This window comes from Mycobacterium sp. 1165178.9, assembly GCF_001673555.1.
Lineage (GTDB): Bacteria > Actinomycetota > Actinomycetes > Mycobacteriales > Mycobacteriaceae > Mycobacterium.
This window is the reverse complement of sequence record NZ_LZMB01000408.1, coordinates 1-13,230: the sequence shown is the minus strand read 5'-3', so window position 1 is coordinate 13,230 and position 13,230 is coordinate 1. Positions and strand designations below refer to the sequence as shown.

11 protein-coding genes and 2 pseudogenes are annotated in these 13,230 nt (G+C 67.6%); 5 read left to right on the top strand and 8 right to left on the bottom strand.

Annotated elements, in window-relative coordinates; all coding sequences use genetic code 11:
• From A5652_RS17890 to A5652_RS17880, 3 genes and pseudogenes are all read right to left on the bottom strand, one after another.
• A pseudogene (locus A5652_RS17890) lies at positions 1-470 on the bottom strand (phenylalanine--tRNA ligase subunit alpha); the annotation flags it as partial.
• A gap of 148 nt (positions 471-618) precedes the next feature.
• Positions 619-1,437 carry a rhomboid-like protein gene (locus tag A5652_RS17885; RefSeq protein ID WP_067354265.1) on the bottom strand — a complete coding sequence of 273 codons (819 nt, stop codon included), beginning with the start codon at positions 1,435-1,437 and terminating at the stop codon, positions 619-621.
• A gap of 9 nt (positions 1,438-1,446) precedes the next feature.
• Positions 1,447-2,358, bottom strand: coding sequence for an adenylate/guanylate cyclase domain-containing protein (locus A5652_RS17880; RefSeq protein ID WP_067354261.1), 912 nt, complete (start codon positions 2,356-2,358; stop codon positions 1,447-1,449).
• Positions 2,359-2,568: 210 nt separating this feature from the next.
• Here A5652_RS17880 and A5652_RS17875 point away from each other — a divergent pair, with 210 nt between their 5' ends.
• Positions 2,569-3,645, top strand: a complete 1,077-nt coding sequence (locus tag A5652_RS17875) for an oxygenase MpaB family protein (RefSeq protein ID WP_067354258.1) — start codon at positions 2,569-2,571, stop codon at positions 3,643-3,645.
• On the opposite strand, the gene A5652_RS17870 is transcribed toward A5652_RS17875, so the two are convergent.
• From A5652_RS17870 to infC, 4 genes are all read right to left on the bottom strand, one after another.
• A complete protein-coding gene (locus A5652_RS17870) occupies positions 3,632-4,432 on the bottom strand; it encodes an RNA methyltransferase (protein WP_067354255.1) in 801 nt (266 codons plus the stop codon). The genes A5652_RS17875 and A5652_RS17870 overlap by 14 nt on opposite strands.
• A 19-nt stretch (positions 4,433-4,451) precedes the next feature.
• Complete coding sequence (gene rplT, locus A5652_RS17865; protein WP_007776071.1) at positions 4,452-4,847, bottom strand: 50S ribosomal protein L20; 396 nt, start codon at positions 4,845-4,847, stop codon at positions 4,452-4,454.
• A gap of 81 nt (positions 4,848-4,928) precedes the next feature.
• Positions 4,929-5,123 (bottom strand): 50S ribosomal protein L35, encoded by a 195-nt coding sequence (rpmI, locus tag A5652_RS17860; RefSeq protein ID WP_066882282.1) that lies wholly within the window; start codon positions 5,121-5,123, stop codon positions 4,929-4,931.
• 48 nt (positions 5,124-5,171) lie between these two features.
• On the bottom strand, positions 5,172-5,777 hold the full coding sequence (gene infC / locus A5652_RS17855) for a translation initiation factor IF-3 (RefSeq protein WP_067354275.1): 606 nt from the start codon (positions 5,775-5,777) through the stop codon (positions 5,172-5,174).
• A gap of 448 nt (positions 5,778-6,225) precedes the next feature.
• On the opposite strand from infC, the gene lysX reads away from it, so the two are divergent.
• From lysX to A5652_RS17835, 4 genes are all read left to right on the top strand, one after another.
• Positions 6,226-9,558 carry a bifunctional lysylphosphatidylglycerol synthetase/lysine--tRNA ligase LysX gene (lysX, locus tag A5652_RS17850; protein ID WP_082983973.1) on the top strand — a complete coding sequence of 1,111 codons (3,333 nt, stop codon included), beginning with the start codon at positions 6,226-6,228 and terminating at the stop codon, positions 9,556-9,558.
• Positions 9,559-9,636: 78 nt separating this feature from the next.
• A complete protein-coding gene (locus tag A5652_RS17845; RefSeq protein WP_197514000.1) occupies positions 9,637-11,121 on the top strand; it encodes an alpha/beta hydrolase family protein in 1,485 nt (494 codons plus the stop codon).
• Complete coding sequence (locus tag A5652_RS17840) at positions 11,121-11,546, top strand: DUF6653 family protein (protein ID WP_369805821.1); 426 nt, start codon at positions 11,121-11,123, stop codon at positions 11,544-11,546. The genes A5652_RS17845 and A5652_RS17840 overlap by 1 nt, the downstream gene beginning before the upstream one ends.
• Positions 11,547-11,555: 9 nt before the next feature.
• Positions 11,556-11,804, top strand: a complete 249-nt coding sequence (locus A5652_RS17835) for a hypothetical protein (protein ID WP_067354248.1) — start codon at positions 11,556-11,558, stop codon at positions 11,802-11,804.
• 7 nt (positions 11,805-11,811) lie between these two features.
• Here A5652_RS17835 and A5652_RS17830 read toward each other — a convergent pair.
• Positions 11,812-13,068, bottom strand: a pseudogene (locus tag A5652_RS17830) (excinuclease ABC subunit A); the annotation flags it as partial.
• Positions 13,069-13,230: the final 162 nt, after the last annotated feature.

Below are 13,230 nucleotides of genomic sequence, written 5' to 3'. Positions count from 1 at the left end.
TCGGCCGGGAAGTTGAGCGCGTCGAAGTTGAACTGCTCGGTCTCGACCTCGGGGCCCTCCGCGAGCTCCCAGCCCATGGCGATGAAGGTGTCGGCGATGTGCTCGGCCAGGATCGTGATCGGGTGGCGGGCGCCGATCGGCTGCCGCGTCGAGGGCAGTGTGACGTCGATGCCTTCGGCGACCAGCACCGCGGCGTCGCGTTCGGCGCGCAGGACAGCGAGTCGCTCGTCGTAAGCGTGCTGGGCTTCGGTTCGGGCGGCGTTGACCCGCTTGCCGGCGTCGGCACGCTCGTCCTTCGAGATGCCGCCCAGCGCCTGGCGCGCCAGGGCCAGCGGTGAACGGTCACCGAGGTGCTCGGTTTTGACGCGCGCGAGTGTGTCGAGATCGCCTGCCCGCGTGAAGGCCTCCCGGGCCGCGCTGACCGCTCGGGCCAGGGCTTCCGGCGACAGGTCGACGGGTTGATCACCCACGCGGCGACACTCTCCTTGGCTGTTGGCTGGCTGCAAGTTGCCCCGCAGCAAGTGCTGATCATAGTGATTCGACGCGGGGTGCCCGGCGGGCGCTCGGCAGTTGAGCCGCCGTTGGCCGCCGAGTGCGGCGGCCAACTGGGAACTGGCTTTAGCGGGCGATGGCCGGCTGCGGACCGGCCGACGTGTCGTCAACGTCGAGCCGCGAGGCCGTCAGGCGTCGGCCGCCGGCCCGCTTCGCTACCTGGTAGGCGATGAAGGCGCCGACGAGGCCGAACACCGGTGTCGCCGCCAGGGTCCCCCAGTGGTGGGCCAGCATCAGGAAGCCGAAGCCCGAGGACGCCGCCAGCATCAGGTAACGCGCCGGCGTCCAGTGGATCGGCTGCCGGAACCGGGCAGAGACCAGCACGCCGAGGATCACGGCGACGGTGTGACCGGCGTCGGTGAAATCCCCGCCGACGATCGCCGAAACGATGCCCGCCGACACCCACCAGCCGACCCAGGCGGCCCGCCAGCGCGCGGGAATCACGGCCGTCATCGCGCCGAGCACGGCCAGGGCGCCGTAGCTCATCCCGACGTCGCTGGCCCGGGTGATCGACCAGGGCAACCAGCCGAACTCGACCGACGCGGCCAGCGCGGCGGCCACCAGCAGCGTCGCGCCGATGTGGCCGACGACGAAGGCCACCACCAGCCGAATCGTGCGCAAGTGCAGCTCGGCGAGCGCCAGCAGACAGGTCAGGAAGGGCAGCCAGAAGTAGAGCGGGCCGGCGTCGACCACCAGCGCACTGCCCAGCAGCGTGCCCAGGTGGCCGTGGGCCAGGTTGTGCACGTTGGTGCTGGCGCGCTGAACGATGACGTCATGCGCGTGCGGGCCGAGCGCCAGGATGGCGGAACTGATGGCAAGCAACAGCGCCGCGTACACGAGCGTGAATTGCACCCGGGCGAGCCGGGACACGATGCCCCCTAACATTGGCATCCATTATGGCTGCGATTTTGCTTCGTCCGTGTCATCAGGGCCTGACAACTCCTTAAGAGTCTTGAGGCGATATATCGCCAAATCGTCGGGGATGCCGGCGGGCTTCGGGGCGAAGACCGGCTTCCTCGTGCGTTTGGCCTCGACGCCCAACGCGTCTAACTCGCTTTGCGGTATGAGGTCCAACGTTGAACTCGACACCATGATTCCACCCTTGGTGGCTCTTTCCATAACTCGTGCGGCGATGTTCACATCGACACCGAGCCAGTCCGCGGCCAGCCGCTGCGGTCGCCCGGTGTGGATTCCGACCCGCATCCGGGGAGTATGACCGGCCACTTCGACCGATTTCAGCGCCTTCTTGGCGGCCAGCACGGCGCGCAGGGCGACCGTCGGATCCCCGAATACCGCCATGAGGCCGTCGCCCATTCGTTTGACGATGTGTCCGCCCGCGTCGAGCAGCGGTGGCTCGACGGCCCGCGCCACCTGCCGGAGCAGCGCCAGTGCCGCATCGTCACCGGCCTGCAGGGACCAGGTGGAGAAGCCGACCAGATCGGTGAAGACCAGCGTCACCTCCGGGTTGGCCGGCCGGCGCGCGACGCCCTCGGTCAGCGCCTGCCACAGCTGCAGCACACCAAGGCTGACCTCGCGGGATACCGCATCGCCGTCCCCCAGTAGCCGATCGGCCGCGCGCGCCGCGGCGCGCGGACCGCCGTCGCCCGCCGTGGACAGCGGATCGCCGAATTCGGGGTCCCCGGGCAGCAGCCGGCGCGCACGCCGGATGAACGCAACCGCACCGGGGCTGCGGTTGCGGCTGTGCAGCCATTGAGTCGCGCTGTGCACCGGAGAGCGTTGCGGAGCGGATTGCGCCTGGGTCTCTTCGGGCTCACCCGGGTCAAGATCGCGCCGCGCGAGTTCCACCCGGCCAGATTATTTGCTTTCGTTCCAGGCAGGCAACGACGGTCCCGTACGGGTCGGGCCTATGTGTCACATCTCGCATCAAACCGCCTGATCACGGTGGCGCCACACCGATGTGGAAGCTCGGTAACACCCGAGTGGACACATCCGCGAAATCGTAGACAACGCGCGTTGTCAAAGTTATCGTGAGCGCAACTGGAGCAGGAGGCCGCGATGACTGGCACTGTGAATTTCGGGTCGGAATCCGCTGATCCGCTCGGCCCAGATTCCCTGACCTGGAAGTACTTTGGCGATCTGCGCACCGGGATGATGGGGGTCTGGATCGGGGCGATCCAGAACATGTACCCGGAACTCGGCGCGGCCGTCGAAGAGCATTCGATCCTGCTGCGGGAGCCGTTGCAGCGGGTGGCCCGGTCCGTCTACCCCATCATGGGCGTGGTCTACGACGGCGACCGGGCATCCCAGACCGGCCGCCAGATCACCAACTACCACCACACCATCAAGGGGACCGACGCCGCCGGGCGGCGCTATCACGCGCTCAATCCGGAGACCTTCTACTGGGCGCACGCCACGTTTTTCATGCTGATCGTCAAGGTGGCCGAGTACTTCTGCGGCGGCCTGACCGAGGCCGAGAAGCGGCAGTTGTTCGCCGAGCACGTGCAGTGGTACCGGATGTACGGGATCAGCATGCGGCCGGTGCCCGAGTCGTGGGAGGAATTCCAGGAGTACTGGGACCGGGTCTGCCGCGAGGAGCTGGAGATCAACCAGGCGACACTGGACATCTTCGAGATACGCATCCCGAAGCCGAAGTTCGTCCTGATCCCCACGCCGATCTGGGACCAAATGTTCAAGCCGCTGGTCGCCGGTCAGCGCTGGATCGCGGCCGGGCTCTTCGAACCGGCGGTGCGCGAGAAGGCAGGCATGCGCTGGACGCCCGGCGACGAGATCCTGCTGCGCATCTTCGGCAAGCTGATCGAGCTGGCTTTCCTGGCGGTGCCCGACGAGATCCGGCTGCACCCGCGCGCGCTCGCCGCCTATCGCCGGGCCGAGGGACGGCTGCCCAGCGACGCCCCGCTGGTCGAGGCGCCGCCATTCATGGCGCCGCCGCGCGACCGCCGAGGGCTGCCGATGCATTACTTCCCCCCGCCGCCCAGGTCGCCACTCGACCCCGCGCTGCAACCCGCCCGGGCTTTGATGGAACGCGCCGGATCCCTGGTGCATACGACGCTGTCGCTGGCCGGCCTGCGCGCCGGACGGGGCCGGCCGAAACGGCCGGTTAAGGCCGCGTAGGCAGGCCCAGTGCCCGCGAGCTCTGATACAGACAGATGGCCGCGGCCGAGCCCACATTCAGGCTCTCCGCGCCGCCGGCCATAGGGATGCGCATCCGGTGGTCGGCGGCCGCCGCGATTTCGGTTGGCAGACCCTGCGATTCGGGACCGAACAGCCACGCCGTCGGTTCGCCGAGCAGTTCGTTGGCCTCGTCGAGCCGCGTCTCACCGTCCACGGTGGTGGCGAGCAGCTGCAGGCCCGCGGCACGCAACGCGTCGAGGGCGGCGAGCGTGTCGGGCGCGACGACGACCGGGAGCGAGAAAATGCTGCCGGCCGACGCGCGCAGGCACTTGCCGTTGTACGGGTCGACGCTGTGGCCGCCGAGGATCACGCCGGCTGCGCCCATCGCGTCGGCGAGGCGAATCAGGGTGCCGGCGTTACCCGGCTCGCTGATTGCGACGGCGACCGCGACCAGGCGGGGCGAGTCGGCCAGCGCGTCCTGAAGGCGGGTCGCCGGCGTTTCGCACACGGCGACGAGCCCGGCCGGGGTGACGGTGTCGGACAACGCTTTCGCCGCGCGCTCGGTGACCGGGTGCACGGGGCATCGCGCGGAATCCAAAGTCGCCAGCAGCGACGCATGACGCTGCCGAGCGGCTTCGGTGACGAAGACGTCGCGAACCAACCCGCGGCGGGCGGCGGCCTCCACGAGGTTGGGGCCTTCGGCGAGGAATAGGCCGGCCCGCCGGCGGCCGGCGTGGCGGTGCAACTTGACCGCCGCGGCGACCCTGGCCGAACGTTCGGTCAGCACCTGGCCGGCCCGGGCGGAGCTAGGCCGCTTCTCCCGAATCCGAGGGAGCGTTGACATCCTCGGGCAGTGCCGCCCGCGCGATGTCGACCAGCGCCGTGAAGGCGGCCGGGTCGGCGATCGCGATGTCGGACAGGTTCTTACGGTCCACTTCCACGCCGGCGGCCTTGAGACCCTGGATCAGCCGGTTGTAGGTGATGTCATTGGCGCGCGCCGCCGCGTTGATCCGCGAGATCCACAGCTTGCGGAACTCACCCTTGCGCGCACGACGGTCGCGGTAGGCGTAGTTCAGTGAATGAAGCTGCTGCTCTTTGGCCTTGCGGTAGAGCCGGGATCGCTGGCCGCGATAGCCCTTCGAGGCCTTCAGGATGCTGCGCCTCTTCTTGTGGGCGTTGACCGCCCGCTTCACGCGTGCCATTGGATGTTCCTACTCTCGTTCAAAAATTAGTTGGTCGGGTCGCCGTGCCAGCTGGCGATGCGGGTCTGGCCGGCGTGGTGGTCAGCCGTTCAGCAGGCTGTTAACACGCTTGGTGTCGTTGGCCGACACCGTCGTTCGGCCGTCGAGGCGGCGGGTCCGCTTGGTCGGCTTGTGCTCGAGCAGATGCCGACGGTTGGCCTGCTGGCGCACGATCTTGCCGGTTCCGGTGCGCCGGAACCGCTTTGACGCCCCGCTGTGGGTCTTGGCTTTGGGCATGTTTCCTCTGTTCTATGAAGTACTCGAGCTCTCGGAGTCTCGCGTGGGTCAGTTCGACGAAGGATCGGCTTCGGCGGCCGCATCGTCCGATGCCGGGCCGGCCCCGGGTCCTTCCGGATGCCGCGCCTTGGCGCGCGTCTTCGCGCCGCGATGCGGTGCCAGCACCATCGTCATGTTGCGGCCGTCCTGCTTGGCGGACGTCTCTACGAAACCGTATTCGGCCACGTCCGCCCCCAGGCGCTGGAGCAACCGATAGCCCAACTCGGGCCGCGACTGCTCACGTCCGCGGAACATGATGGTGACCTTCACCTTCGATCCCGCTTCCAGGAAGCGGATGACGTGACCCTTTTTGGTCTCGTAGTCGTGATCGTCGATTTTCGGTCGCAGCTTTTGTTCTTTGACGACGGTCTGCTGCTGGTTCCGGCGGGATTCGCGCGCCTTCTGCGCCGCTTCGTATTTGAACTTGCCGTAGTCCATGATTTTGCAGACCGGTGGCCTGGCATTAGGGGCAACTTCGACGAGGTCGAGATCGGCGTCCGCAGCGACGCGCAGTGCGTCTTCGATGCGCACTATGCCTACCTGCTCTCCCCCTGGGCCGATCAGTCGGACTTCAGGTACGCGAATGCGCTCGTTGACGCGGGTCTCAGTGCTGATGGGGCCTCCCTTGTTGGGCTTCTCTCCTGCGGTGACGACCGCCTCGGTCGGTCCGGGAATCAGCGGCGGAGACACCACACCACTAGCAAAAAAGCCCTGCACAAGCAGGGCCCAATGCCGACCGATCACGGCTGGAGTACTCGAGCCGCCCGCGTTGCCCGCGGAACAGGCATCCGCGATGCCTGTGACCGGACCGCCGAACCTTGGAAGATCCGTCAGGGATTTCGTCGGCTCGCGGTGGGAGTGGGACTCCACTTAACTGTTCCTGGCATTCGCCGGGATGGTCGCAGGCGCTAGCTTAGCAGCCTTGAGGTGCCTTTTAGCACTTCGGCCGGACGGCCTGACCGGAACGGGCCGCCACCGGGCCCGAAAGCATGTCCAACTAGTGCCCGCCACACTTAGCGGTTAGACAAGCTTTTCACGGATTGAACGCATATCCTCGCGGTCTGTGACACTCGCATCTCCTCGTTCGGGGCCGCGTGTGGGATCCGGCGGCCGGTCGAACTCGCGGTATCGCTGGGTGCCGGCGGCGGCTGGGTGGACCGTGGGCGTCATCGCCACGGTGTCACTGCTGGGCAGCGTTTCCCCCCTGATCAGGTACCTGATCAAGGTCCCGCGCGAGTTCATCAACGACTATCTGTTCAACTTCCCGGACACCAGCATCGCGTGGTCGTTCATCCTGGCCTTGCTGGCCGCGGCCCTCACCGCGCGTAAGCGCATCGCCTGGGTGCTGTTGCTGGCCAACATGATTCTGGCCGCGGCGCTGAACGCCCTCGACATCGCCGCGGGTGACAACACCGCCGCCGAGATCTTCGGCGAGAACCTCGGGTTCGCCGTACATATCGTGGCGATCGTCCTGCTGGTGCTGGCCTACCGGGAGTTCTGGGCCAAGGTCCGCAAGGGCGCCTTGGTCAAGGCGGCCGCGGTGCTGGTCGCCGGCGACGTGGTGGGGATCCTGCTGTCCTGGGGTCTGGTCGAGATGTTTCCGGGGACCCTCGCCCGCCCTGACCGCCTACCGTATGTGGCAAACCGGGTGGTCGGGTTCGCGCTGGCGGATCCGGACCTGTTCACCGGACGGCCGCACGTGTTTCTCAACGCGATCTTCGGGTTGTTCGGTGCGCTGGCGCTGATCTTGGCGACGATCGTGCTCTTCCAATCCCAGCGCGCGGAGAACGCGCTCACGGGTGAGGACGAGTCGGCGATCCGCGGGCTGCTCGAGCTCTACGGCAAGAACGACTCGCTGGGCTACTTCGCCACCCGCCGCGACAAGTCGGTGGTCTTCGCCCAGAGCGGGCGGGCCGCTATCACCTACCGGGTCGAGATCGGCGTCTGCCTGGCCAGCGGCGACCCGATCGGTGATCCCAGGGCCTGGCCGCAGGCCGTCGACGCCTGGCTGGGTCTGTGCCAGACCTACGGCTGGGCCCCCGGTGTGATGGGCGCCAGCACCCAGGGGGCGAAGGCGTTTCGGGAAGGCGGTCTGAACGCGCTCGAACTCGGCGACGAAGCCATCCTGCGGACCTCCGATTTCAAGCTGTCCGGCCCCGACATGCGCGCGGTGCGTCAGGCCGTGACCCGGGCCCGCCGGGCCGGGTTGACCGTGCGCATCCGCCGACACCGCGACATCGCCGCTGATGCGATGGCCGAGATCATCGCCCGCGCCGACGCCTGGCGGGACACCCAGACCGAGCGGGGCTTCTCCATGGCCCTGGGCCGGCTCGGCGACCCCGCCGACGGGGACTGCCTGCTGGTCGAAGCGCTGGACCGCGACGGCGACGTCGTGGCGATGCTGTCGCTGGTTCCGTGGGGCACCACCGGCGTATCCCTGGACTTGATGCGCCGTTCGCCGCAATCCCCCAACGGCACCATCGAGCTGATGGTCAGCGACCTGGCGCTGGGCGCCGAAGCGCTTGGCATCACCCGCATTTCACTGAACTTCGCGATGTTCCGCTCGGCGTTCGAACAGGGCGCTCAGCTCGGTGCCGGTCCCGTCGCCCGGCTGTGGCGGGGACTTTTGCTCTTCTTCTCGCGGTGGTGGCAGCTGGAAACCCTGTACCGCTCGAACATGAAGTACCAGCCGGAGTGGGTGCCGCGCTACGCCTGTTACGAGGACGCCCGCCTGATTCCGCGGGTCGGCGTTGCTTCGGCGCTCGCCGAGGGATTCCTGGTGTTGCCGTTCGGCCGTCGCAAGACGCACACCGGCCATTACCCCGCCGTCCCGGCGCGATTGGCGGAATCCGGACTCCTGCATCACGACGGCAGCGCCCCGGACGTCAGCGGGCTGCGGGAGCGCCGCGAGTCCGCCGACGAGGAGGAATCCAGGTCTCGCCTGCCCGAACAGGTTCGAGTGCGGCTGGCCAAGCTGAAGATATTGCAGCGCGAAGGGGTCGACGCGTACCCGGTCGGAGCTCCGCCCAGCCACACCGTCGCCAACGCGCTCGAGGCAGACGACCACGACGACATCACCGTCTCAGGCAGGATTTTGCGGATCCGCGACTACGGCGGGGTGCTGTTCGCCCAGCTGCGCGACTGGTCGGGGGAAATGCAAGTGCTGCTGGATAATTCGCAGCTGCAGCGGGGAAGGACCGCCGACTTCACCGCGGCCATCGACCTGGGCGACCTGGTCGAGGTGTCCGGGCACATGGGCTTTTCCAAGAAGGGAAGCCGCTCGCTCATCGTCGCCGACTGGCGGATGATCGGTAAGTGCCTGCGGCCGTTGCCGAACAAGTGGAAGGGGCTGACCGACCCGGAGGCGCGGGTGCGGACCCGCTACGTCGACCTGGCCGTCAATCCCGAGTCGCGTGAGTTGATCAAGGCGCGCAGCGAGGTGTTGCGCTCGGTCAGGCAGACGCTGTTCGCCAAGGACTTCATCGAGGTCGAGACCCCAATCCTGCAGCAGATCCACGGCGGAGCCACCGCCCGGCCCTTCGTCACGCACATCAACACCTACGACCTGGACCTGTTTCTGCGCATCGCGCCGGAGCTCTACCTGAAGCGGCTGTGTGTCGGCGGCGTGGAGCGCGTCTTCGAGCTGGGCCGAGCCTTCCGCAACGAGGGTGTCGACTTCAGCCACAACCCGGAATTCACCCTGCTGGAGGCCTACCAGGCCCACGCCGACTACAAGGTGTGGATCGACGGATGCCGCGAGCTCATCCAGAACGCCGCCCAGGCCGCGCACGGCGAACAGGTCGTGATGCGGCGCGGGAACGACGGGCGGCTGGAACCGGTCGACATCTCCGGTGTGTGGGCGGTCAAGACCGTCCATGACGCCGTGTCCGAAGCGCTCGGCGAGCGCATCGACCCCGCGACGTCGCTGTCCGTCCTGCGCAAGCTCTCCGACGCCGTGCACGTCCCCTATCGGGCGCAGTGGGATGCCGGCGCGTTGGTGCTGGAACTGTACGAGCACCTGGTCGAGCACCGGACCGAGGAGCCCACGTTCTACATCGACTTCCCCACATCGGTGTCCCCGCTGACGCGGCCGCACCGCACCGAACCGGGCGTCGCCGAGCGTTGGGACCTGGTGGCGTGGGGTGTGGAGTTGGCCACCGCCTACAGCGAGCTCACCGATCCCGTCGAGCAGCGGCGCCGCCTGCAGGAGCAGTCGCTGTTAGCTGCCGGCGGCGATCCCGAGGCGATGGAGCTCGACGAAGACTTCCTGCAGGCGATGGAATACGCGATGCCTCCCACCGGCGGGTTGGGGATGGGCATCGATCGGCTCGTCATGCTCATAACGGGCCGCAGCATCCGCGAGACGTTGCCATTTCCGCTGGCCAAGCCGCATTAGCGGAGGCTTTGAACCACCCAGAAAGCCCAAAACGAACATTCGGCAAATATGTTCCGGGCAGGTTACCGATAGATCACAATGAGTCACGTGACAACTCCGATGGACAGCGCGGCCGCGCAGTTCCTGGCAAGTAGCCACACCTCGCTGATGCATGGCTGGGTGCCGACAACGATCCAGGTGCTCGCCGCGGTGGTGCTGACGTCGGCGGTTGGCTGGCGGTCGCGCCGCTGGCGCACGGTGTGGATGCCGACGGCCGCGCTGGTCGGCGGGGTCGCCGCCTACCTGACGCACTGGTACATCGCCGACCGCGGGCTTTCCGATGACCCCGCCCCCGCGGCGCTGTGGATATGGATCACGCTGACGGGCATGGCCGCGGCGGTGATGGTCCTGGGATGGCGCACGGCGCGCCGGTGGCGGCGTGGCGCCGCGGTGCTGGCCGTGCCCCTGTGCCTGCTCAGCACGTCGCTGATGCTCAACCTCTGGGTGGGCTACTTCCCCACCGTGCAATCGGCCTGGAGCCAGCTGACATCGGGCCCGCTGCCCGATCAGACCGATCAGGCCACGGTTACCGCCATGGCCGCCAGCCGAATCCGGCCGCCGCACGGCACCGTGGTGCCGGTGGCGATCCCCTCGGACGGATCGCACTTCAAACACCGGGGCGAGCTGGTCTACCTGCCGCCCGAGTGGTTCGCGACCACCCCGCCTCCGCCGCTGCCGACCGTGATGATGATCGGCGGGCAGTTCAACACGCCGGCGGACTGGACGCGTGCGGGCAACGCGGTCAAGACGATCGACGACTTCGCCGCCGCGCACAACGGCAAGGCGCCGGTGCTGGTGTTCGTGGATTCCGGCGGCGCGTTCAACAACGACACCGAATGCGTCAACGGTGTTCGCGGCAACGCCGCCGACCATCTGACCAAAGATGTTGTGCCGTTTATGATCTCGACTTTTGGTGTCAGCCCGAGCCGAACCAACTGGGGCGTCGCCGGCTGGTCGATGGGCGGGACGTGCGCCGTGGATCTGACCGTCATGCACCCCGATTTGTTCAGCGCGTTCGTCGACGTCGCCGGCGATTTCTTCCCCAACGCCGGCAATAAGGCCCAAACCATCGCCAGGCTGTTCGGCGGAAACACCGACGCCTGGGCGGCTTTCGATCCGACCACGGTGATCAACCGGCATGGGCCCTACCGCGATGTGGCCGGCTGGTTCGCGATTTCGTCCGACGGACCGCCCGCCCCACGGCGCGACCTCCAGCTGACCGACAGCGGCGCCATCCGCGTCGCCGGCCGCGCCGCGGCCGCCAATCCGGGCAATCAGACCGCGGCGGCCTATTCGCTCTGTGCGCTCGGCCGCTTCAACGGAATCGACTGCGCGGTGGTGCCGCAGCCCGGCAAGCACGACTGGCCGTTCGCGGACCGCGTGTTCGCGACTTCGCTGCCCTGGCTCGCCGGGGAGCTGGGCACTCCAGGGATCCCGCGGACGCCGTTGCCCGCCGCGTCCGCGCCCTCCGCCGGCACACCGGTGGTCGTCCCGGCCGAGCACTCCAACCCCGCCAAGCGATAGTGCCCGCGTTGTCCGTCGCGCGCGTTCGGCGTGCGATCTTCGCTCGGCACTGTCATCCGTGGAGCGCTTGGACCCGATGGGTGAGCACACCGCTGATTCTGGTCCCGGTCTGGACGCGTCGATGGGCGCATGCGATGTGGATTGCGCTGTGGCTGACCATCAATCCGGTGGTTTTCGGCAAGCCCGCGCATCAGCACGCATGGTCGACGCGCGCGATGCTGGGCGAAGAGCTGTGGATCAGCCGTCGGCCCCGCGACGCGACGATGGTAGTCAGTGCGGCGGCGTCGGCGGCCGCGTTGGGCGCACTCTTCGCCGCGCGACGGCATCGGCTGCGGCCGGCGCTGATCGCCGTCGGGGTACAGATGGCACTGACGCTGGTGTACTGGCAACAGATGGTTCGGTATTTGGAGCGCCAGGCGCGCTAGCGTGACGGCATGCCCGACGAAGAATCCGCTTCCAGCTCCTCCGGGCCCGGCCCGGAATACGACGACGCCGGTGTGCCGACCTTCGAGTCGGTGCGCGACCAGATCGAGGCCCGCTACGCGACCGCGCAAGGCGCCACCGAACTCGGCGCGGAATCACCCGAGGGCCGATCGGTCGACGAACAGTACGAGGAACGCCAACGCGCGGCGGCCGAGCGGCTGGCCCAGATTCGGGAGTCGATGCGCCCCGAGGAGAGTTGATCCGTACTCAGGCGGTGACTTTGCGACGCCGGCTCGATCGTGGCGGCGCACTGGATGGCGTCGGGTTACGGCCGATCACCTCGGCGAGGAACTTCCCGGTGTAGCTCTCCGGTACCGCCGCGACGTCCTCCGGAGTACCTTCTGCGACAACGGTTCCGCCCTCGGCGCCGCCTTCTGGCCCCATGTCCACGATCCAGTCCGAGGTCTTGATCACGTCCAGGTTGTGTTCGATCACGATGACCGTATTGCCTTTGTCGACCAGGCCGTTGATGACCTTCAGCAGCTTGCGGATGTCGTCGAAATGCAGGCCGGTGGTGGGCTCGTCGAGGATGTACACGGTGCGCCCGGTCGAGCGCTTCTGAAGTTCCGCGGCCAGTTTGACGCGCTGCGCCTCGCCGCCGGACAGCGTGGGCGCGGGCTGGCCGAGGCGCACATATCCCAGCCCGACGTCCACCAGGGTGCGCAGATAGCGGTGGATGCCGGTGATCGGCTCGAAGAACTCCGCCGCTTCCTCGATGGACATGTCCAGCACTTCGGAGATGGTCTTGCCCTTGTAGTGCACCTCCAGGGTTTCCCGGTTGTACCGAGCGCCATGACAGACCTCGCACGGCACGTACACGTCGGGCAGGAAGTTCATCTCGATTTTGATGGTGCCGTCGCCGGTGCACGCTTCGCAGCGGCCGCCCTTGACGTTGAACGAGAAGCGGCCCGGTTGATAGCCACGGACTTTGGCTTCGGTGGTGGCGGCGAACAGGGTGCGAATCTTGTCGAACACCCCGGTGTAGGTGGCCGGGTTCGATCGCGGCGTGCGACCGATCGGTGACTGATCCACCCGCACCAGCTTGTCCAGGTGATCCAGCCCGGTGACCCGGGTGTGGCGGCCGGGGACTTGGCGGGCGCCGTTGAGCCGGTTGGCCAGCACCGCGGCCAGGATGTCGTTGACCAGCGTCGACTTGCCGGATCCGGACACCCCGGTCACCGAGGTGAGCACGCCGAGCGGGAAAGAGACGTCGATGCCCCGCAGATTGTGCTCGCGGGCGCCGACGACGGTCAGCTGACGCTTGCGGTCGACCGGACGCCGCTTCTCCGGCATCTCGATGCGTTCCTTGCCTGACAGGTAGGCGCCGGTGATCGAATCCTCGTTCGCCAACAGCTCGCTGTAGGTGCCGCTGTGCACGATCTCGCCGCCGTGCTCGCCGGCGCGCGGCCCGATGTCGACGATCCAGTCGGCGTGCGCGATCGTGTCCTCGTCGTGCTCGACGAGCCGTCCATCGGGCTGCATCAGCGTGATAACCGTCGACTCATCGAAACCCTCACGCGGCTAAGGGGTTTGGGCAACACACTGATCGTCGTCGAGCACGACGAGGACACGATCGCGCACGCCGACTGGATCGTGGACATCGGGCCGCGCGCGGGCGAGCACGGC

Excerpts from the sequence above, each read along its gene's own strand:
- A5652_RS17885 (WP_067354265.1), bottom strand. The coding sequence starts at position 1,437 with ATGTTAGGGGGCATCGTGTCCCGGCTCGCCCGGGTGCAATTCACGCTC.
- rpmI (WP_066882282.1), bottom strand. The coding sequence starts at position 5,123 with ATGCCCAAAGCCAAGACCCACAGCGGGGCGTCAAAGCGGTTCCGGCGC.
- rplT (WP_007776071.1), bottom strand. The coding sequence starts at position 4,847 with ATGGCACGCGTGAAGCGGGCGGTCAACGCCCACAAGAAGAGGCGCAGC.
- A5652_RS17835 (WP_067354248.1), top strand. The coding sequence starts at position 11,556 with ATGCCCGACGAAGAATCCGCTTCCAGCTCCTCCGGGCCCGGCCCGGAA.
- A5652_RS17875 (WP_067354258.1), top strand. The coding sequence starts at position 2,569 with ATGACTGGCACTGTGAATTTCGGGTCGGAATCCGCTGATCCGCTCGGC.
- A5652_RS17845 (WP_197514000.1), top strand. The coding sequence starts at position 9,637 with ATGAGTCACGTGACAACTCCGATGGACAGCGCGGCCGCGCAGTTCCTG.